This is a genomic window from Rahnella sp. WP5, assembly GCF_000745615.1.
In the GTDB taxonomy this organism is placed as follows: Bacteria; Pseudomonadota; Gammaproteobacteria; order Enterobacterales; family Enterobacteriaceae; genus Rahnella; species Rahnella aceris.
In genome coordinates this window covers 15,838-35,966 of record NZ_JQJR01000009.1, presented here as the reverse complement: position 1 = coordinate 35,966, position 20,129 = coordinate 15,838, and the positions used below count along the sequence as shown (strand labels likewise).

25 protein-coding genes and 4 tRNA genes are annotated in these 20,129 nt (G+C 51.0%); 14 read left to right on the top strand and 15 right to left on the bottom strand.

What is annotated here, in order from left to right; all coding sequences use genetic code 11:
* Nucleotides 1–78 precede the first annotated feature (78 nt).
* The 9 genes from csrA (at nt 79) to luxS (ending at nt 4,750) form a co-directional block, all read left to right on the top strand.
* On the top strand, nt 79–264 hold the full coding sequence (csrA, locus tag EX31_RS07785) for a carbon storage regulator CsrA (protein WP_013574027.1): 186 nt from the start codon (nt 79–81) through the stop codon (nt 262–264).
* 325 nt (nt 265–589) lie between these two features.
* Nucleotides 590–682: transfer RNA gene (locus tag EX31_RS07780), tRNA-Ser, on the top strand.
* A gap of 8 nt (nt 683–690) precedes the next feature.
* Nucleotides 691–767, top strand: a tRNA-Arg gene (locus EX31_RS07775).
* Nucleotides 768–877: 110 nt separating this feature from the next.
* Nucleotides 878–954 (top strand) — tRNA-Arg (locus tag EX31_RS07770).
* Between the two features lie 42 nt (nt 955–996).
* Nucleotides 997–1,073 (top strand) — tRNA-Arg (locus EX31_RS07765).
* Between the two features lie 355 nt (nt 1,074–1,428).
* Nucleotides 1,429–1,995, top strand: a complete 567-nt coding sequence (yqaB, locus tag EX31_RS07760) for a fructose-1-phosphate/6-phosphogluconate phosphatase (RefSeq protein ID WP_037034143.1) — start codon at nt 1,429–1,431, stop codon at nt 1,993–1,995.
* Nucleotides 1,992–2,420, top strand: a complete 429-nt coding sequence (locus EX31_RS07755; protein WP_037034142.1) for a YqaA family protein — start codon at nt 1,992–1,994, stop codon at nt 2,418–2,420. Before yqaB ends, EX31_RS07755 begins: the two co-directional genes overlap by 4 nt.
* Nucleotides 2,421–2,505: 85 nt before the next feature.
* Nucleotides 2,506–4,077: a glutamate--cysteine ligase gene (gshA, locus tag EX31_RS07750; RefSeq protein ID WP_037034319.1), complete on the top strand. Its 1,572-nt coding sequence runs from the start codon at nt 2,506–2,508 to the stop codon at nt 4,075–4,077.
* Between the two features lie 157 nt (nt 4,078–4,234).
* Complete coding sequence (gene luxS, locus EX31_RS07745; RefSeq protein ID WP_037034141.1) at nt 4,235–4,750, top strand: S-ribosylhomocysteine lyase; 516 nt, start codon at nt 4,235–4,237, stop codon at nt 4,748–4,750.
* A gap of 69 nt (nt 4,751–4,819) precedes the next feature.
* On the opposite strand, the gene EX31_RS07740 is transcribed toward luxS, so the two are convergent.
* Both EX31_RS07740 and EX31_RS07735 read right to left on the bottom strand, forming a co-directional pair.
* Nucleotides 4,820–6,109: an HlyC/CorC family transporter gene (locus tag EX31_RS07740; RefSeq protein WP_013574032.1), complete on the bottom strand. Its 1,290-nt coding sequence runs from the start codon at nt 6,107–6,109 to the stop codon at nt 4,820–4,822.
* A 16-nt stretch (nt 6,110–6,125) separates the two neighbouring features.
* Nucleotides 6,126–6,917: a cytochrome C assembly family protein gene (locus EX31_RS07735; RefSeq protein ID WP_013574033.1), complete on the bottom strand. Its 792-nt coding sequence runs from the start codon at nt 6,915–6,917 to the stop codon at nt 6,126–6,128.
* Nucleotides 6,918–7,081: 164 nt separating this feature from the next.
* On the opposite strand from EX31_RS07735, the gene ffh reads away from it, so the two are divergent.
* The 5 genes from ffh (at nt 7,082) to rplS (ending at nt 10,674) form a co-directional block, all read left to right on the top strand.
* Nucleotides 7,082–8,443, top strand: a complete 1,362-nt coding sequence (ffh, locus tag EX31_RS07730) for a signal recognition particle protein (RefSeq protein WP_037034140.1) — start codon at nt 7,082–7,084, stop codon at nt 8,441–8,443.
* A gap of 178 nt (nt 8,444–8,621) precedes the next feature.
* Entirely contained in the window at nt 8,622–8,870 is a 249-nt protein-coding gene (gene rpsP / locus EX31_RS07725; RefSeq protein ID WP_015689395.1) for a 30S ribosomal protein S16, read from the top strand.
* Nucleotides 8,871–8,888: 18 nt separating this feature from the next.
* Complete coding sequence (gene rimM / locus EX31_RS07720; RefSeq protein ID WP_013574036.1) at nt 8,889–9,437, top strand: ribosome maturation factor RimM; 549 nt, start codon at nt 8,889–8,891, stop codon at nt 9,435–9,437.
* A 67-nt stretch (nt 9,438–9,504) separates the two neighbouring features.
* A complete protein-coding gene (gene trmD, locus EX31_RS07715; protein WP_013574037.1) occupies nt 9,505–10,278 on the top strand; it encodes a tRNA (guanosine(37)-N1)-methyltransferase TrmD in 774 nt (257 codons plus the stop codon).
* Nucleotides 10,279–10,326: 48 nt separating this feature from the next.
* Entirely contained in the window at nt 10,327–10,674 is a 348-nt protein-coding gene (gene rplS, locus EX31_RS07710) for a 50S ribosomal protein L19 (protein WP_013574038.1), read from the top strand.
* Between the two features lie 93 nt (nt 10,675–10,767).
* Here the strand turns inward: rplS and EX31_RS25245 are convergent, their stop codons facing one another.
* The 13 genes from EX31_RS25245 to EX31_RS07650 all read right to left on the bottom strand — a co-directional run bounded on the left by EX31_RS25245 (nt 10,768) and on the right by EX31_RS07650 (nt 20,078).
* Nucleotides 10,768–10,947 (bottom strand): ogr/Delta-like zinc finger family protein, encoded by a 180-nt coding sequence (locus tag EX31_RS25245; protein ID WP_072012267.1) that lies wholly within the window; start codon nt 10,945–10,947, stop codon nt 10,768–10,770.
* A gap of 64 nt (nt 10,948–11,011) precedes the next feature.
* Nucleotides 11,012–12,112, bottom strand: a complete 1,101-nt coding sequence (locus tag EX31_RS07705; protein WP_037034139.1) for a contractile injection system protein, VgrG/Pvc8 family — start codon at nt 12,110–12,112, stop codon at nt 11,012–11,014.
* A 2-nt stretch (nt 12,113–12,114) separates the two neighbouring features.
* Nucleotides 12,115–12,585: a phage tail protein gene (locus EX31_RS07700; RefSeq protein ID WP_015689398.1), complete on the bottom strand. Its 471-nt coding sequence runs from the start codon at nt 12,583–12,585 to the stop codon at nt 12,115–12,117.
* The gene (locus EX31_RS07695) at nt 12,582–14,213 is read right to left on the bottom strand and encodes a phage tail tape measure protein (protein ID WP_037034138.1); all 1,632 of its coding nucleotides are present in this window, start codon (nt 14,211–14,213) and stop codon (nt 12,582–12,584) included. Before EX31_RS07695 ends, EX31_RS07700 begins: the two co-directional genes overlap by 4 nt.
* Entirely contained in the window at nt 14,206–14,340 is a 135-nt protein-coding gene (locus tag EX31_RS07690) for a GpE family phage tail protein (RefSeq protein ID WP_013574043.1), read from the bottom strand. The genes EX31_RS07695 and EX31_RS07690 overlap by 8 nt, the downstream gene beginning before the upstream one ends.
* Nucleotides 14,341–14,360: 20 nt before the next feature.
* Complete coding sequence (locus EX31_RS07685; protein ID WP_013574044.1) at nt 14,361–14,648, bottom strand: phage tail assembly protein; 288 nt, start codon at nt 14,646–14,648, stop codon at nt 14,361–14,363.
* A gap of 59 nt (nt 14,649–14,707) precedes the next feature.
* Nucleotides 14,708–15,217 carry a phage major tail tube protein gene (locus tag EX31_RS07680; RefSeq protein WP_013574045.1) on the bottom strand — a complete coding sequence of 170 codons (510 nt, stop codon included), beginning with the start codon at nt 15,215–15,217 and terminating at the stop codon, nt 14,708–14,710.
* A 14-nt stretch (nt 15,218–15,231) separates the two neighbouring features.
* A complete protein-coding gene (locus tag EX31_RS07675; RefSeq protein WP_037034136.1) occupies nt 15,232–16,401 on the bottom strand; it encodes a phage tail sheath protein in 1,170 nt (389 codons plus the stop codon).
* A 191-nt stretch (nt 16,402–16,592) separates the two neighbouring features.
* A complete protein-coding gene (locus tag EX31_RS07670; RefSeq protein ID WP_037034135.1) occupies nt 16,593–17,579 on the bottom strand; it encodes a phage tail-collar fiber domain-containing protein in 987 nt (328 codons plus the stop codon).
* Nucleotides 17,569–18,183, bottom strand: coding sequence for a phage tail protein I (locus EX31_RS07665; protein WP_037034133.1), 615 nt, complete (start codon nt 18,181–18,183; stop codon nt 17,569–17,571). The genes EX31_RS07670 and EX31_RS07665 overlap by 11 nt, the downstream gene beginning before the upstream one ends.
* Nucleotides 18,176–19,084: a baseplate assembly protein gene (locus tag EX31_RS07660; protein ID WP_037034132.1), complete on the bottom strand. Its 909-nt coding sequence runs from the start codon at nt 19,082–19,084 to the stop codon at nt 18,176–18,178. The genes EX31_RS07665 and EX31_RS07660 overlap by 8 nt, the downstream gene beginning before the upstream one ends.
* A 5-nt stretch (nt 19,085–19,089) precedes the next feature.
* A complete protein-coding gene (locus EX31_RS07655) occupies nt 19,090–19,440 on the bottom strand; it encodes a GPW/gp25 family protein (protein ID WP_013574050.1) in 351 nt (116 codons plus the stop codon).
* The gene (locus EX31_RS07650; RefSeq protein ID WP_037034130.1) at nt 19,437–20,078 is read right to left on the bottom strand and encodes a phage baseplate assembly protein V; all 642 of its coding nucleotides are present in this window, start codon (nt 20,076–20,078) and stop codon (nt 19,437–19,439) included. Before EX31_RS07650 ends, EX31_RS07655 begins: the two co-directional genes overlap by 4 nt.
* Nucleotides 20,079–20,129 lie beyond the last annotated feature (51 nt).

Genomic DNA, 20,129 nt, shown 5'->3' with positions numbered 1-20,129 from the left:
TACGTTTTACCCGCTTATGATCGATAATGGCCGGGAAACTGAGAGACCCGACTCTTTTAATTATTCAAGGAGCAAAGAATGCTTATTCTAACTCGCCGAGTTGGTGAAACCCTCATGATTGGCGATGAGGTTACTGTTACCGTATTAGGTGTTAAAGGTAATCAGGTGCGCATTGGTGTGAATGCGCCGAAAGAGGTCTCTGTTCACCGTGAAGAGATTTATCAGCGTATTCAGGCTGAAAAGTCACAGCAGACGAGTTACTGATTTACGAGGCGTCTCGCTAATGGCGAGGCGCTGAACCTCTTTTGTGTGTGTTATCCCTTATTCTTCCCTCGTTTTCCTGCGTTTTAGTTTTTAATTTCTTCCTGTGTCTTATCTCCTGAATTGTCTTTTTCTAAAAATGAAGGCGTTTTTTACGCGTTCGCGGCCTGTTATTGTGTTCAAACTGCGCAGGTTGCGCGTGAAATGTCCAAACGGGTGATTGTTAGGAAAAAAGGGTTTGACTTATAAGGGCCAGAAAGTAATATGTGCGCCACGCAGTGCCGATGAGCTTGAACAAAGTTAGTCAGCACACTCGCAAGAGGCGTATGGTGAGGTGGCCGAGAGGCTGAAGGCGCTCCCCTGCTAAGGGAGTATGCGGTCAAAAGCTGCATCCGGGGTTCGAATCCCCGCCTCACCGCCATTTAAAATGCACCCATAGCTCAGCTGGATAGAGTACTCGGCTACGAACCGAGCGGTCGGAAGTTCGAATCTTCCTGGGTGCACCATACTTTCCTGAATGTATGTTGATTTGCAATCAAATGAGCGTGAAGGGCAAAAGCGAAAGCTGATGCAGTACGGTAAAATGGTCAGGTAAATCTGCAGTAAGAATCAAAATGCACCCATAGCTCAGCTGGATAGAGTACTCGGCTACGAACCGAGCGGTCGGAAGTTCGAATCTTCCTGGGTGCACCATTCTTTTAGCAATTTCCGAAATAAAATCTGTAGTAACCCAATGCACCCATAGCTCAGCTGGATAGAGTACTCGGCTACGAACCGAGCGGTCGGAAGTTCGAATCTTCCTGGGTGCACCATATTCTAAACGTGTTTGAGCGACGACTTTCGTATAGGGTCCTCCGGCATGAAGGTAGCAAGAAGGAAGATAACGTTGCTTTAGCAACGGCCCGCAGGGCGAGGCCTAGCCGAGTCATCTTCCTGGGTGCACCATATTTTGTGTATGTTGAAGCGATTTTTGTCTTTCAGCATTAGAAAACCCGCTTCGGCGGGTTTTTTGTTTTCTGGATTTCACGTCTGTATCTCACTCTTCTTTTTCATTTTCCTGATCTTTCTGACGTGTTCTGATGTGCTGTGCGCGTGGACAAAATGCGACTTTCTAAAGACTTTGCGATAAAGTAGTTTTCCTGTTTTTTCGTGATCATGGAGCATCCGATGTACGATCGATACGAAGGGCTAATATTTGATATGGATGGCACCATATTGGATACCGAACCTACGCACCGTAAGGCATGGCATCAGGTCTTGACCAAATACAGCATGCGGTATGATGTCGACTCCATGGTCGCTCTGAATGGCTCTCCAACCTGGCGCATCGCCAAGTTTGTTATAGACAGTAATAATGTTGAGATGGACCCCCATCTTCTTGCTGCTGAGAAAACGGCTGCCGTGCAGGAAATGTTGCTCGATACCGTACGTCCTCTGCCGCTGATTGATGTCGTGAAGGCTTATCATGGCCGGCGTCCAATGGCGGTAGGAACAGGAAGTGAGCACTGGATGGCGGATGCACTCTTACGGCATTTAGGGTTGCGCGATTGCTTTGATGTGATTGTGGGGGCCAATGACGTGAAGAATCACAAACCTGCACCGGACACTTTTTTGCGTTGTGCGGAGCTGATTGGCGTGCCTCCTGAAAAATGTGTCGTCTTTGAAGATGCAGATTTCGGTATTGAGGCAGCAAAACGCGCCAATATGGATTTTGTGGACGTGCGTACGCTGTGAGCAGCTCCCTGGCGCTGGCTTCCTTATTCGGCAGCAGCTTTTTAAGTGCCACATTATTGCCTGGAAATTCAGAAGTCTTATTAGTGGCTTTATTGTCAGCTGGCAGCGCAATGCCAGCGGCACTGGTTTTGTCTGCATCAGTTGGCAATACCTTAGGTGGCATAACCAACGTCATCATCGGACGCTTTTTGCCGCAGCTTAAGCCTCAACGTGGACTCAATGTTGCACAGGGCTGGCTGAAGCGCTTCGGACCTGCGGCGTTATTGCTGAGCTGGTTGCCGGTGATTGGTGATGTGTTATGCGTATTAGCAGGTTGGCTGCGAATGCCGTGGGGTCCTGTCGTCTTTTTCATGTTTATCGGAAAAGCAGTGCGTTACATCCTTTTGACTTTTGTAACGCTGGAGGGGCTCTCATGGTTCGGTTAGATTGGCATCAGCTATCAATTATGGTCACATCTATGCAGATTCAGTATGCTTGCAAATTAATGGTTTCACCAAACGGGAGGTCAATTTGATCCCGGATGTATCTCAGGCGCTTTCCTGGCTGGAAGCCCACCCTCAGGCATTAAAAGGTATTCGTCGTGGTATCGAGCGTGAAACGCTTCGGGTTAATCCTGACGGTTCATTAGCGACTACGGGCCACCCGGAATCTTTAGGTGCGGCTCTGACGCATCGCTGGATCACCACCGATTTTGCTGAAGCCTTATTAGAATTTATTACGCCCGTCGATGACAATATTGAACATCTGATGGCGTTTCTCCGTGACATTCATCGTCATGTGGCCCGTGAGCTTGGTGACGAGCGTATGTGGCCGTTCAGCATGCCCTGCTTTATCGAATCCGGACAGGATATCGAACTGGCGCAATATGGTTCGTCGAACATCGGGCGTTTAAAGACACTTTATCGCGAAGGCCTGAAAAACCGCTATGGCGCGCTGATGCAGGTAATTTCCGGCATCCATTACAATTTCTCGCTGCCGATGACGTTTTGGCAGGAGCGGTTGGGCGTGACTGATACGGAAAGCGGGAAAGAGGCGATCTCTGCAGGTTATTTCAAACTCATCCGTAACTATTACCGTTTCGGTTGGGTGATCCCGTATCTGTTTGGGGCTTCGCCTGCAATCTGTTCCTCATTCCTCAAAGGACGTGAAACGGATCTGCCTTTCGAATATACCGAAGGGGGATTGTGTTATCTGCCTTATGCGACATCACTGCGTCTGAGTGATTTAGGGTATACCAATAAGTCACAGAGCAATCTGGGCATCACTTTTAATGATCTGAACACCTACGTTCAGGGCGTGAAGAAAGCGATCCGCACACCGTCTGCTGAATATGCGGAAATGGGTGTGAAAAAAGACGGGAACTATCTTCAGCTGAACACCAATGTGTTACAGATTGAGAACGAACTTTATGCGCCAATCCGTCCTAAACGGGTCACCAAATCGGGTGAAACACCTTCGGATGCGCTGATGCGCAGCGGGATCGAATATATTGAAGTCCGCTCGCTGGACGTCAACCCGTTCTCTCCGGTGGGGATTGATGCAACCCAGGCGCGTTTCCTGGATCTGTTTTTGGTATGGTGTGCTTTAGCGGATGCGCCGGAAATGAACAGCGATGAGCTGCTTTGTACGCGTAAAAACTGGAACCGTGTGATCCTCGAAGGACGTAAACCAGGCCAGACGATTGGTATCGGGTGTAACGATGAACGTCAGCCGTTAGCCAGCGTTGGCAATGCGTTGTTTGCTGATCTGAATCGGGTGGCTCAGATCATGGATAACCAAAACGGTGATCATCTCTATCAGGATGTTTGTAAAGAGCTGGTTGCTGCGTTTGATGATCCTGAACTGACTTACTCTGCCCGCATCCTCAAGGATCTGAAACAGCAGGGCGTCGGTAACCTCGGGCTGGAACTGGCAGAAAAATATCGTCAGATGCTGGTGAGTGAACCGCTGGAAGTGTTGGATGAAAGCGCTCTGATGGCTGAACAGGATGGTTCATGGCAGCGTCAGCGCACACTGGAAGCCAGTGATAAGCTAAGCTTTGAAGAATACCTGGCTGCGAATGCAGGCAGTAGCAATGAGTAGAAAAGAAAAAGGCCACAATTAATGTGGCCAAATAAACATCTCTGTTTACAGGGATGATGATAACAAATGCGCGTCTTTCACTAATTAAGACCCGCATGCTGGGAAAAGGTTTCCTGAGTTCGTAAAAAAAATTAATTTATTTAGGAGAGGTGACGATATGCCACTGTTGGATAGCTTTACCGTAGACCATACCCGTATGGCAGCACCTGCTGTTCGCGTCGCAAAAACCATGAAAACCCCGCACGGGGACACGATCACTGTGTTCGATCTGCGTTTCTGCCGCCCGAATATTGAAGTGATGCCGGAACGTGGTATCCACACGCTCGAACACCTGTTCGCGGGTTTCATGCGTAATCATCTGAACGGTAACGGTGTTGAAATCATTGATATTTCTCCGATGGGTTGCCGTACCGGTTTTTACATGAGCCTGATTGGTGTGCCGGAAGAGCAACGGGTTGCTGACTCCTGGAAAGCAGCGATGGCTGACGTTCTGAAAGTGAAAGAGCAGCGCCAGATCCCGGAGCTGAATGAATACCAGTGCGGGACTTACGAAATGCATTCCCTGAAAGAAGCCCAGGAAATTGCACAGCACATTCTCGATCATGATGTTGTTGTGAACCGTAACGATGATCTGGCTCTGCCAAAAGAGAAATTGTCCGAACTGCACATCTAGTTTTTAGTTTGTGCTGATGACAAAAAAGACGCGAAATTCGCGTCTTTTTTATGTCTGAAATTCAGAGGATTAGCGCTGATTCACACTGCTTTGCAACGGTTGTAACGGACGGACCTGCACCTGTTTGATCATGTTGTCCTGAACATCCAGGATCTCAACTTCATAGTCCTCAATGCGCAGATTAGTACCGATTGTCGGGATCTCTTCCAGCACTTCCAGCAGCATGCCGTTGATAGTTCTCGCTTCTTCGGCTGGCAGATGCCAGTTAAAGGCTTTATTCAGTTCCCGCACGTTCGCGCTGCCTTCGATCAGTACTGAACCATCACTTTGCGGCGTGACTTCTTCTGCCAGCGTTGGCGACATCGACGTCGTGAAATCACCGACGATTTCTTCGAGGATATCCTCAACCGTTACCAGCCCCTGAATATCACCGTATTCATCAACCACGATGCCCACTTTCTTTTTATTCCGCTGGAATTTTACCAGCTGAATATTCAGCGGCGTGCCCTCCGGAATATAGTAAATCTCGTCAGCGGCGCGCAGCAGATTTTCTTTGGTGAACTCTTTTTTCTCGGTCATCAGGCGATAAGCTTCGCGCAAACGTAGCATCCCAATAGCGTCGTCGAGTGAGTCTCGGTAAAGCACAATACGGCCATGAGGTGAGTGGGTAAGCTGACGAATAATCGATTTCCAGTCGTCATTGATATCAATACCGACGATTTCATTGCGCGGAACCATGATGTCATCAACAGAGACTTTCTCAAGATCAAGCACGGAAAGCAGCATGTCCTGATTCCGGCGCGAGATATTCGAGCGTGACTCGTTCACGATGGAACGCAGCTCTTCTTTACTGACGGCGTCACTGAGGCTTGTGGTGGTTTTGATACCAAACATTCTCATCAGCAAACGCGAGAGACTGTTAAGGATCCACACCAGCGGCATCATAATGGTTTGCAGCGGACGCAACAAAATGCTGCTCGGAAACGCGATGCGTTCAGGATTCAGGGCGGCAAATGTTTTAGGCAGCACTTCTGCAAACAGCAGTACGACAAATGTCAGTACACCCGTGGCAATCGCTACACCGGCATCGCCGTAAAGACGGATGCCCACAATGGTTGCCAGAGCGGAAGCAAGGATGTTGACCAGGTTGTTACCGATAAGTACCAGACTGATCAGCTGGTCCGGGCGTTTTAACAGCTTTTCGACGCGACGCGCCGCGCGGTTACCCTGTTTAGCCAGGTGACGTAACCGGTAACGGTTGAGTGTCATCATACCGGTTTCGGAGGCTGAAAAATAAGCCGAAACCACCACCATGATGATCAATGTGATGATCAGGGTTGTTGTTGAGACGTGCTCCAACGGGTATTCCTTTTAATTAATGAACCATGATTTGCTGGATCAGGCGACTGCCAAAATAGGCAAGAGTAAGCAGGATGGCGCCCGCCATGCTGAACCATACCACGCGACGGCCACGCCAGCCTTCGTGATAATGGCCCCACAGCAGAACGATATAAACAAACCATGCCAGTATCGATAAGACAGCCTTGTCGATATTCTCTGGGCTGAACAGGTTGTTCAGATAAAGTAATCCGGTGCACAACGTCAGCGTCAGTAAAATGACGCCAATCTGAGTGATGTGAAAAAGTTTGCGTTCAATACTCATTAACGGCGGCATATCAGCCGTAAACGTCAGGCGTTTATTCTTTAGCTGATAATCCAGCCACGCCAGTTGCAACGCGTAAAGGGCGGCAATCATCAGCGTGGCATAAGAGAATAATGCCAGGCCGATATGTACCAGTAAGCCTTTGCTTTCTTCAAGATGCGTGATGAATTCGCCAGGAAGAAACGTCACGAACGCCAGATTGATCAGCGAAAAGCTGTAAACAATTGGCAAAACAAACCAGCCGCGATTGCGCGAGGCTACGATGGTCATCACCGTTCCGATGATTAAACTGACCACCGAGCCGATATTGACCAGGCTGAGGTTCTGGCCGGTGCTGACGTCGAAAATACGTTGCTGCAATGCGACAGCGTGGCAAACAAGTGCCACCACAACGGAAATCAGTGCTAAACGCCGGTATGCGCTGTTCTTCCGGATGATGCTCGGAATAATCAGTGCAAGGCTGAGCAGATAGGCCAACATGGCGACGAGAGCAAAAACTGACATAGCGTTTCGGTAGCATCGAAAAGTGAATGAGAACCGCAGTATAACGTTACCCGCGTCACGCTCCAACCTATCTGAGATGCCAAAGCAGAGATCGTCCGCGCTTCGTGTTATAATCCCGCAATTACGTCGCAAAAGCGGCCTGTCATTACGTTGAGCAAGAGACGATGTTTGAGAATTTAAGCGATCGATTGTCGCGCACACTGCGCAATATCAGCGGCCGCGGGCGGCTGACCGAAGAAAATATCAAAGAGACATTACGTGAAGTGCGTATGGCCTTACTGGAAGCGGATGTTGCGCTGCCGGTCGTACGCGACTTCATCAACCGGGTGAAGGAAAGCGCTGTTGGCCATGAGGTCAATAAGAGTCTGACGCCGGGGCAGGAATTCGTCAAAATTGTCCAGAAAGAACTGGAAACTGCGATGGGCGAGGCTAACACCGAGCTTAACTTAGCGGCGCAGCCTCCGGCCGTGGTTCTTATGGCGGGTTTACAAGGTGCTGGTAAAACAACCAGCGTCGGTAAACTGGCGAAATTCCTGAAAGAAAAGAAAAAGAAAAAAGTACTGGTGGTGTCCGCCGACGTTTATCGCCCTGCGGCGATCAAACAGCTGGAAACCCTGGCGCAGCAAGTTGAAGTGGATTTCTTCCCGTCTGATGCACAGGAGAAGCCGGTTGATATCGTTAGCCGCGCCCTGCAGCAGGCGAAACTGAAATTCTACGACGTGCTGATTGTCGATACCGCCGGTCGTTTACACGTCGACGAAGCGATGATGGACGAAATCAAACAGGTACATGCCGCGATTAATCCGGTTGAAACCCTGTTTGTGGTCGATGCTATGACCGGTCAGGATGCCGCGAATACCGCGAAAGCGTTTAATGAGGCCCTGTCGCTGACCGGTGTGATCCTGACAAAAGTCGACGGTGATGCCCGCGGCGGTGCTGCGCTGTCGATTCGTCACATCACCGGCAAGCCGATTAAATTCCTGGGTATGGGTGAAAAAACCGATGCGCTGGAGCCGTTTCATCCGGATCGTATTGCCTCCCGTATTCTGGGTATGGGCGACGTTCTCTCTCTTATCGAAGATATTGAGAGCAAAGTTGACCGCGCGCAGGCTGAAAAACTGGCCAGCAAACTCAAGAAAGGCGACGGCTTTGACCTGACCGATTTTCTCGAGCAGCTCAAGCAAATGCGTAATATGGGCGGCATGGCGAGTATGATGAGCAAACTGCCGGGTGTCGGTCAGTTGCCGGATAACGTCAAATCCCAGATGGATGACAAAGTGCTGGTGCGGATGGAAGCGATCATCAACTCGATGACGCTGAAAGAGCGCGCTAAGCCAGAAATTATTAAAGGTTCCCGTAAGCGTCGTATCGCGATGGGTTCCGGCATGCAGGTGCAGGACGTCAACCGCTTACTTAAGCAGTTCGACGATATGCAGCGCATGATGAAGAAAATGAAGAGTGGCGGCATGGCGAAAATGATGCGTGGCATGAAAGGTATGATGCCACCAGGTTTCCCTGGCCGTTAATCGACGTCACTGCCTATATATCAGCCATATAGGTGGCTCATGCAAAATGGTGGCTAAGGTTTCTACGCTTTAGATTGCTTTTTGCGCCAAAATGAGTAAAATTTTCGGGCTTTTTATATTGCAACCAGACCCCGTTCCCCGATGGGGTCTGGTTGTTTTATTAACTAAAGAGGATGTTATGGTAACAATTCGTTTAGCACGTGGCGGCGCAAAAAAGCGTCCGTTTTATCAAGTAGTAGTGACCGACAGCCGCAACGCTCGTGACGGTCGTTTCATCGAACGCGTAGGTTTCTTCAACCCATTGGCTTCTGGCCAGGCTGAAGCACTGCGTATGGATCTGGACCGTGTTGCCCATTGGGTTGGTCTGGGTGCTACCGTTTCTGATCGCGTTTCTGCGCTGATCAAAGACGCTAAGAAAGCGGCTTAATCTGTCGCGGTGGTGGCAATGAGCAAGCAATCCAATCCAGTGGTACCCGCTGAGCCGCTAGTTCTTGGCAAAATGGGTTCAACGTACGGCATTCGTGGTTGGCTCAGAGTGTTTTCATCCACCGAAGACGCTGAAAGCATCTTTGACTACCAGCCCTGGTTTATCCAGCGTGCCGGTAAGTGGCAAGTTGTCGAGCTGGAAGGCTGGAAACGCCACACTCAGGACCTGATTATCAAAGTCAAAGGCGTTGATGATCGGGATGCCGCGAATCTTCTGACTAATTGCGAAATTGTCGTCGATTCAAAGCAACTGCCTCCACTGGAAGACGGTGACTACTACTGGAAAGACCTTTTCGGTTGCCAGGTAGTGACAACTTCCGGTTACGAACTGGGCAAAATCATCGATATGATGGAAACCGGTTCTAACGATGTGATGGTAGTTAAAGCCAACCTGAAAGATGCCTTCGGACTCAAGGAGCGGTTGATTCCGTTCCTCGATGGGCAGGTTATCAAGAAAGTCGATCTCGCTACTCGCACTGTTGAAGTAGATTGGGATCCTGGTTTTTGACCTCCGTAGTGTTTACTGATGTAAACAACGTCTGGTTGAGTGGTCAAACATTTGGAAGGGGTAGGCTATGTGGATTGGTATAATTAGCCTGTTTCCTGAAATGTTCCGCGCAATTACGGATTACGGGGTAACTGGCCGGGCAGTTAAGAATGGCCTGTTGAGCGTAAATTGCTGGAGTCCTCGTGACTTCGCATACGATCGACATCGTACCGTGGATGAGCGCCCTTATGGCGGTGGTCCCGGGATGCTGATGATGGTGCAACCCTTACGGGAAGCTATTCATGCAGCAAAAGCAGCGGCAGGCGAAGGTGTGAAGGTGATTTATCTTTCACCTCAGGGGCGCAAACTGGATCAAACCGGTGTTTGCGAGCTGGCGGCCCATCAGAAAATTATTCTGGTTTGTGGCCGTTATGAAGGGATCGATGAGCGCATAATTAAAACCGAAATTGATGAAGAATGGTCAATTGGCGATTATGTTCTTAGCGGTGGAGAGTTGCCGGCAATGACTCTGATTGATTCAGTTTCCCGCTTTATACCGGGCGTTCTGGGTCGTCAGGCTTCAGCAGAAGAAGATTCTTTCGCTGACGGATTGTTGGATTGTCCCCATTATACCCGCCCTGAAGTGTTGGAAGGCATGGAGGTACCGCCAGTTTTACTGTCGGGCAACCACGCTGATATACGTCGCTGGCGCCTGAAACAGTCGCTGGGTCGAACCTGGCTTAGAAGACCTGAACTTCTGGAAAACCTAGCTCTGACTGACGAGCAAGAGGTGTTGCTGAGAGAGTTCCAAAAGGAACATCGGCTCAGTCAACAAAACTATGAAGGGAACGCCAAAGCATAACGCGAGGCCGTCCCGATATATCAGTTTACCTAGGGTAAGAGACATATTATGAGCAATATCATTAAACAAATCGAACAAGAGCAGATGAAGCAAGACGTACCTGCATTCCGTCCAGGTGATTCTCTGGAAATTAAGGTATGGGTCGTTGAAGGTTCTAAAAAGCGTCTGCAGGCATTCGAGGGCGTGGTTATCGCTATTCGTAACCGCGGTCTGCACTCTGCATTCACTGTTCGCAAAATTTCTAACGGCGAAGGTGTTGAGCGTGTATTCCAGACTCACTCCCCGGTAATCGACAGCATTACTGTTAAACGTCGTGGCGCCGTTCGTAAAGCTAAACTGTACTACCTGCGTGAGCGTACTGGTAAGTCTGCTCGTATTAAAGAGCGTCTTAACTAAGGTATCGCTAACGCGACATCTACTAGTTAATATAGAACAAGGGGTTAGCCATCGGCTAACCCCTTTTTTTTTCCATCAGTGACTACAAAATGGCTACGCAGAGGCAGGTTGGCTACCCGGTTTTGAGATAACCCGGGCGACCGATTCATGCGTCGCAAAAGTACAACTGCATTTGATATTCTGGCACTGATGATAGCGTTCCTTGGTCGATTCACTCAGATAGCGGCTCGAACGTGTATGGGCTACTTTTCCGCAAAGTGGACAATGCATCATAAAAACCTCCGGCATAACAGGTAAGCGATGAGGTAATTATGAACTCATAACTTGCAAAAGCAAGTTATAATTGCAAAATTGATGACTGATAAGTGATATCTGCAATATAAAGTTTCAGAATCAATTTGGTAGTAAAACCTTTCTCATTAATCTCATGCAGAGCGGAATCAATCACCCAGCGCTGACTGTCGATCACGTCTTTAAACCCTTGCACATTGACCGGAGATTGCGCACTCAAATCAGCACGTCCCAGGGCCAGCCGTATGCTGAATGTTGCGGCATCATTCTGAATCTGATTGAACACTGAATCCGCAGCCCGCTTAGCAGTCTCTTCGTCAGGAAATATTTTGCCCAGTTCAAGAACATTGGTCCCGGATCCCGCGATGTAACTGGCAGGCTGGGTTTCTTTGCCTTCTGCGGGCGAACGCTTGAGAGCAACATTGCTGGTGGTCGCCGTTTTGAGATCATGCCACTGCGCCTTCACACCATCGTATGCTTTCTTATCGATCATCTGATAGTTGTGGTTATCGCCGTCGCTGCGGACAATGGTTTTCCAGGGGATTGCTTGTCCGGAAGAGGTTCGACCGGTGCCTGCTTTAAAAAATAAAATTGCGCCGTTTTTAACCGTTACCTGCGCACCATAGCGTTGTGCCAGCCGGGTGAGAAAGTAGCCGTCCGTTTCGCTGGTCTGGTCAATATGCGGGATCTTAACGCTATCAAGTTCCTGCGGGATTACTGGCAGATCTAATTTATTCCGGCTTGAAATGATTCTGACAATCGCGCCGAGCGTGTAATCATCGTAAGACTGGCTGATTTTGTTATCAAAGGAACCGCGGAAATCTGCGCTGCGGGCAACCACTCCTATTTTGTCCGGAGAGCCGGAATGAGTGACTGTATCGACCGTGAAATAGCCGCAGTCATAGAGCGCCTGTTTCGACCACCCCAGATGCAGATGTAAAACGGTGCCGCGAACGGGCATTTGCAATTGCCCGTCGCTGTCATCGAAGGTTAAATTCAAGGTGTCTGCGGTAAAACCGCTGTTATCCGTGACAGATAAACTGATGATCCGAGCAGAGATATTTTCTTCCAGCACCTTATTTTTTATCGTCAGCGTGAATGCGGGTGCGATGCGAGCCCCCACGGGTAACTGAAGATCAGTAAGCATGATCAGACTCCGCTGGCGAAATTGTTGAGTGCCGAACTGGCCTTGTTATATAAGCCCTCGGCCTGAGTCAGCAGATCGCCGAACATGGCGGCCTGCGATTCATCGACGCGCGTCAGATTGAGCGTGAAATTGATGCTTCGCGCCTGGCCGCTGGAAGTAAACTCGGCATTGTCATTGGCTATACTTTTGATAACGAACATGCCGTAAATCGTGCCACTGCCTTCAATGAGCGGCCATGCCCGCCCTGAATCGGCCATGCTCTGCAGTGCCTGCAAATAGCGCATGCCGCCGGTCATTTCAGGCAATAATTGCCCGGTGATTTTTATCGTTTCCTCACCCAGCCCGAGAAACTGCGAGACCGGACGCTGTCCGAAACGCGCGTTCGCCCCCCAGCCATAGTTCACCTGACGGTTCGTATTCTGATAGGGCAGCGTGCTCAACTTAAACACAAATAAACCCAGTGACATCATCATGAGTAAATCCCTCCGTTGTTGTACTGGCTGAGGAGATTGTTGGTATTGTTCCATTCCCGCTGGTTAATGGAATCCTCGATCCAGGCTCTGACCTGGCTATGATCCGTCTCCGGGGTAGCTGTGAAACTTAAATTTACCGTCGTTGCCCGGTTATCCGTCAGGTTGTTGGCCACGCTGCTTTTAGCTGGCTGATACAGGTTCAGCGCACCGCCGGTTGGGGAGATGCCATCTAATGGCGGTGTTGAGATATCCGGGCGTTCAGCGGGTTCACTGTCACCAAAAATGGAGTCCCATCCTTTTTTCGCCCAGCTAAAGACTTCGCCGATTTGAGAGACGGCTTTATTCAGCGTGACGAAAATCTCTGCGATCGCTTCTCCGACCTCTTTGCCGATATCAGTGAAGCCGCTCAGGGTGTCCTGAGTGAAGTGGATTGGCTCAAACAAATCCGTAATCCATCCCAGCGCGGTTCTGAACGGTGTAAACGCGCCACTTATTGGCCCCATTGCCGCAGTAAATCCGTCAATCACTCCGCCGACAAAGGCACTGATCGGTTCCCAAAGTTTCACTACGGCGATACCGATCCCGGCAATCAGTGCGATGACGGGCAGAAGTGGCAGCCCGATGGCCGTGAACGCTGCGGCAATCATGCCACCGGTACCGGTAAAAATAGTCCCAAGTAAACCGGCTCCCGCCATCAGCATACTGATGCCGCTGAGTACTGGCGCGATGACCATGCCGAGCGCACCCATACCGCCGACAATGCCCGTGATGCCTAATGCCAGACCGAGCAGGGAATTCACCAGCATGGGATTATCGGTGATCCAGGTATTGATCGTGCCCAGCCAGCTGGTAGCCGTTTGCGTCAGTTCACGCAGGGCGGCACTTTGTCCGTCAAAAAGATTGATACGGATAGTGTCCCAGGTGGCAAATAGCTTAGTGATATCGCCATCCAGATTGTCGCCTTTCACGGTCACCGCCATCTGCGCAGCAGGCGTTGCGCCATTCAGTGCCGCCGGTGTTTGTTCCAGAACCTGATCGGCATTCATTCCGCCTTTCGCTAATGCCTGCTGTCTGGCGACAACCTCCGCCGGCGAATGGCCGGAAGCCGCCATCGAAAGACTTTGCTGACGCAGAGCGGCAACGTGCGGATCGTCATTTTTCAGTCCGAGGACCGACTGCACTTCAGCCAGCCCGGCCTCCAGATCTGCACCCGGTTTGAGAAAAGTTTGCGCCAGCGCCAGTTTCGGTTGTGCAAAGGAAAGGGCTGATGAGCTGATATTTTTTAACTGGCCAATTTTCAGTTCGCGATTTTTAAACTGTTGCGCGATCTCCAGCCCTTTCTGTTCCATTTGCATCGGGCGTTGCTGCCGCAACTTTTCTGCCGACTGGCTGGCCACCGCCTTTTTCAGGCCGGAAAATGCCTGCGTTTCGGTTTTGCTGTCCGGGGCGAAAAGCGACTTTTCAAACTGAAGGGAAGCATCAGTGATGTCTTCTGAGACGACGCTGAATAATGTCTTCCCGGGCAGCATCAGCAGGTTTTCTCTGACCTTGTCGGTTTCGGCCCTGAAGGCGGCCAGATCCTGATTTATTTTTTCCAGCGTGTGAGGTAACTGTTCGAGATTACTCATCTGTTTTTACTCCGCTGCGTTGCAGTGCCTTATGTCGCCAGTTCAGCAGATCGGTGAGTGACATACCGTCCATCTCGGACGGCGGCCAGTGAAATATCACCGCGATATCTGCCATCAGGTCATCCACGGTGAGGCGGGGCGCAATACTTACGCCACCGGTTTCGGCGATAAAAAACCTATCACCTTACCTGCCAGCGCGATCAGATCGGGAAGCTCCAGGCGTGAGCATTCTTCTTTGGTCAGATTCGGATACGTGATGCGCGGCAAAATAGTGATCAGCGCGTCCACATCGGCGTTCGCCAGCGCCGCGAGGCCGATACCCCGCAGGCTACCGGCTGTGGGTTTAGTCACCTGAACTTCAGTGATTTCCATTTCACCGCGTTTTAGCGGAACATCCAAAATCACGGTGTTGTCGTTGATATCAGTGAGATTCATACGTTTTCCTGCTTAAATCGGAAATCAAGCCGGCAAAAGCTGCCGGCTCAGGGAAGGGATTACAAGCCGAGCGCGGTGCGGTGTTCCGCCAGACGGTCAACGCCGTTGACGACTTCCACCATATTGACGGTGTCGATCTCAATCAGTTCTTTGCCGTCGATGGTCAGTTTGAAATACGTACACTGGGTGGTGACTTTGGTTTCAGTGTCTTCACCCTGTTTGTACTCGCCGAAATCAAACTCTTTGTGACGGCCACGCATCATCACTTCGACTGCGGAGACATCACCGGTGTCGTCCCGTTGCAATGAACCGGCAAACCGCAGCGGAATGTCTGATGTGCTGCCCCATTGTTGCAGAACCAGCTCATCCAGACCGCCGATGGACCATTCCAGCGTCAGCGCGTCGTCATCCAACCCGAAGTCCACCGCGACCGAACCGCTCATGCCGCCGCCACGATAGTTTTGCAGTTTACGGGTGAGTTTCGGCAGCGTCAGTGAGGAGACCAGACCGAGGTAGCTATTCCCGTCATTAAACAGGTTCAGGTATTTCAATTTCTTAGGAAGTGCCATGAGTTTTTGTCTCCTTAGCTGTTTACGGACGCGGCAAAGTTCACCAGGTAAGAGTCGGTGATACGCTGGCGCAGGGTCAGATCTTCCAGTGGAGGAACCGGAGTGTAGTCGTAATCGATATACAACTTACCGGCCTTCAGAGTTTCAGCGGTGTTCGCGGTTTCGTCATACCAGCAGTCGCCGTCAATGATGTAACCCGCTGATTTCATTTCGCGCATTTTGGCTTTGATGCCGTCAATCATGTCGCGCACCAGTGTCGGGGTCATTGGTTTATCGACCGCCCACATGTGCGCTTCGGCCATTGTATCGGCCAGAACCTGCGCTGTACGGGTGTAGTTTTCGAACAGGAACAGTGTGTCATCGCTGCAGGTCCGGTTGCCCCAGAAACGGAAACCGTCTTTGCGCACCAGTGTTGTCACACAGGCTTCGTTCAGCAAATCGGCATCAGTGCCGGTCGCCTGCAAATCCCAGAAGACGCTGGCTGAAAGGCCGGTCACCCCGTTCACGCCGACGTTTGACAGGGTTTTATGCCAGCCAGTGTCCTGGTCAATTTTGGCGCGTAAACCCAGAGCGCGAGCGGTGGCATAAGCGATATCCGACTGGCTGGTGGCGGTATTCCAGTTAACAAAGTCCGGCCAGATCAGCATCAGTTCGCGCTGACTGAAGTTTTCGCGGTATTTAATCGCATCGGGAATCGTTTTTGCGCCATAGACGCCGACATAACCAAAGGCACGCAGTTGCTGGCAAACACCTGCCAGCGCGGTTGCGACTGCCTGATTATCCAGACCAGGAACGCCGAGAATGCGTGGTTTAACGCCAAGCTCAGCCTGAGCAGAAAGCAGCGCTTTCATGCCGGTATAACGGCCATTGGCATCAGAACCGCCGATGATATTACTGGTGGTCTCAGCCTCATCTTCGCCCGTGGCAACACGCACCACGACCGTGACCGGTTTACACTGGTCAGCAATCGCCAGAAGCGCTGAGCGCAACGTGCCGCTGGTGCCTGCTTTACCGCTGGCGGCCAGAACGTCAGTGATCAGAACCGGGGTATTCAAAGGGAAAACAGTCGCATCCGCATCTTCTGCGGTACAAACCATGCCGATAATTGCTGTGGAAACGGTGGAAATAACGCGGGTGCCGTCGTTGATTTCGACAATACGCACGCCGTGATGATAATCAGCCATCAGGGTGACTCTCTCTGTTGTGGGTGGTGAAGCAAGGATGCCGGTTCGCAACAGAAAGCGCATTTGATCAGGGGCGTGGGGGCGGTGGCACAACAGAGGGGGAATAAAAAAGGAGATAAGTTATTTTATCTCCTTAAAAACATGACATTAATTGATATTTTTACTTTCAGAATCTGAAGGTAAGAAAAAGTTTAGGCTGCACGAACTATGTAATTGAACGCAATGCTGCGTGGACGGTTTTCATTAGCAGTTGGGACAACTCGGGATGCGTCAAAATAGAAATCGTCGTTGCGATTAACTTTAGTGGCAGTTGTAGGTTCATTTGCGTCTTTGGCACCAGAATCATAAAAAGCACCACTGAAACTGTCAAATGACACGCCTGTTGTACCACTAACCATACCTGTAATATTTCGTATCGCATCACCTTGATTGCTCAATATTGTTCGTCCCGCATCAACTCCCCTTCCATCGTCCCAGCCACGAATAAATTCGCCTCGTAAATCAGGCAACAAGCCCAGTGGGTAAACAGCGGCTAGTTTTGGATACTTTGCCTTATCAAATGCCGCGCCATTACATTTTAACCAACCGGCTGGCGGTGTTGCTGTCGGCCAGGGAAGGGGGATACCAACAGGTATTTCATATTGTGGATGAGGCGAAGCTGCCGCCAGGTGAGCAGCCATAAGACTGTCTGCATAGGCCTTAACCTCAATGACTTTATCATCGACATATTTGCGTGTTGCCAGTACCACAGACGGATCAATTTTCAGCGTTATCGCGTCAGTGCTGTTTACCACTAAAATCATACGTACGGTTTGAGTGCGGCCGCTGCCTTCCTGTAACAGGGGTTTATAGGTTTCAGGGCAGTTGGCGATAGCAATCAGCGTATTGTCCTGATCAAATAAGCCAATTTCTCGGATCCAGAATCCGCCCTGATCCTCAGGGATAATTTGTTCGGCGATAATCTGATTAGTATTTGCCGGATCAACACTCAGTGAATTGAGCGCCGCCCGGCGTTTCTCACCAATTAACTGAGTTTGAGCCGGGTCGGGTGTTGGCAAAATACCGCCGCCATCACCGACAGCCATTTGCGTCAGACTTAGTTGTGTACCCAGCGCGGTAGCATTGGCCAGTTTCGCTGCACCCAGATTGGTCAGCAACGCATAATATTTAGCTGTCATAATTAACTCTCAGGTTGTCGATTAAATGAATGGCTGAACCGGTATAGACAGAGCCGGATGCAGTAATGGTTTCAGGGAAATAGGGATAAACCGTCAGTTCTTCGCCGTCGTAAGTCGCTGCGGCGATATAAAAATCACCGGTGACGTCCAGATTGATGGAGAGCCCGATCAGATGACGGCTACAGGGTTTGGCATCGGTGATCAGGCGTTCGAGTTCCTGGTACATTTCTTCCGTAATGCCCGTTTCAAGTACGCCGACATCAAGGCGAAAAGTGCCCGGAACATCGTGGGTCTGCCACCATTCGGTGACGCGAATTAAATATCCCAGCGGTTCAACGACCCGTCGCAATGCGCCGATGGTGCCTTTGTGTTTATGAACGAACCAGGCGGCGAGAACGGCAGAGCGTTTCGCCGGTTCGGTCCAGTTTTCATCCCAGCGATCGACCGAAAATGCCCAGGCAAGATAAGGCAGCAACTCCAGCGGGCAGGTATCAGGATCCCAGAGTTCATGCAGAGGAACGCTGAGATTACCGATTTGCGACAGCGCCTGTGCGGCCGCAACTTCAAGCTGAGTAGAACCCGAGGGTAACAGGCGATCACTCATCCGAGCCTCCCACTGTCAGTGAGTAACCGGTACAAAGTGACGCCTGAGTTTTATCAAGCACGATGTCTGCTAGCGGTGATGACAGTTCGACCCGCTGAACGCCCTCAACGTGCAAAGCGGCATAAATTGCAGAAAGCCGGATATCACGGCCTAGCCGACTTTGCGTATTGATATACGTTTTTAACTGCGCTTCAGAGGCCGCGCGAACAGGCTCAATTTCAGGTGTGGGCAAGACATACAGCACGGCATCAATCTGATAAGGCACAATCTCAGCTGCCTGTACTGTGACGCGATCGGCAACCGGTCGGACATCTTCATCGTTCAGGGCTTTCTCCACGGCAATGAGCAAATCACTGGAGGCAACGCCGTCGTTATCACGTGACAAAATAGTGACGGTCACTTCAGCGGGCGACGGGCTGATTGCCGATGCATCCGCAATGCGCCCGTCTGCCGAGCGCGCATGATATTCGTAAGCGCCGGTCGGGCCGGCCACGCTCAACCCTTCGAACGCCTGAGGGATGCGCAGACGTAAATCACTATCGGCTTCCAGAATGGCAGCCGTTGGCGGGATGGTGGTGTTATCCGCTGGCTGTAAAACCAGGCGCTGAACATTAAAATTCGCCGCCAGCTGATCCAGATCGCTTCCCGTCGCATACGCCACCATCACGGCGCGGGCGGATTCGTTCACCCGCTGGCGCAGGATCAGTTCGCGGTAGGCATTCTCCTGCAACAGCTTGACCAGCGGTTCGGATTCCAGCGTCAGTGTCCGGCTGACAGCTTCTTGTTGGTCTGCCGGGTAAAGCGAAATCAGCGTCGTTTTACGTTCTTCAAGCAGGCTTTCATAATCCAGTTCTTCGACCACATCAGGGGGCGGTAACTGGCTCAAATCGATCGTTGCCATAAGTGTCAGCTCACAGGAATATTCAGGGAAAAATCCGTTGCCGTGTCGTTACGGCTTCCGGTCAGTTCCACCACCATCTTGCCGGTGTAATCGGTCTCGAAAGTGATGGCATTCAGTGAAATGCGGGGTTCCCACTGCAACAATGCGGTGTAGCAAATTGCCATCATCTGCAGTTGTAGTGCGCCGTTTTGCGGCTGGTCGATCAACTCAGAAAGTAACGAACCGTAATTGCGGCGCATCACTCTGGAACCGACCGGTGTATTCAAAATGTCGCTCACGGACTGGCGGATATGGTCGAGATCTTCGATAGCCATACCGCTGTTTCTGTTCATCCCCAGGTACTTGGGATTGCTCATTGCGGGCCTCCTGTCTGACCGCCGCCGGTCTGAACACCGCTGTGGCGGTGAGTGTGCACAACGATGCCGTTGGATGTCAGGCTGCCGCCGCTGTGGGTTAAGTTGCCGGTCAGCGTGCCGCCTTGTTTCACTTCGAGAGATCTGGTGGTCAGTTTGCTGGTGCAAACTACTTCCGGCGTGTCGAGCGTGATGCGGGTGCTGGCGGTACAGCGGATTTCGGGTGCGGTCACCTCAACCTTTTGCGCTGCGTTAATCACGGCGGTTTTAATTCCCGTCACTTTCAGAGCGCTTTGTGCCGGTTCGTATTCAAAAACTGCGCCGTCCGGGAAGGCCAGATGAAAGGCGTCCGGCGAGGCAGATGGGGCGGGCGAAGCATCAGAGAATACTGCCGGTAACACGAATGCCGTATTAAGCTCGCCGCCCATCGAGAGCAGCAAAACCTGTTCACCGACGGAGGGCGCCCACCAGCTGCGCGTACGTCCGGCGCGATGCGTCATCCACGGCAGCCAGGCTGTCACGTTGCTGCCCGTTTTGACGCGGCAGCGGGCGTTGGCAAGATCCAGTTCGGAGACTTTGCCGATGCGTACCAGATTGCCAATCAGCCGCATTATGTCGTTGAGTTGAAGAGTCGTATTCATGGGATAAAGGATGCCGTTTCAGAGGGTTGAGCGACAACCGGTGACCGTTCG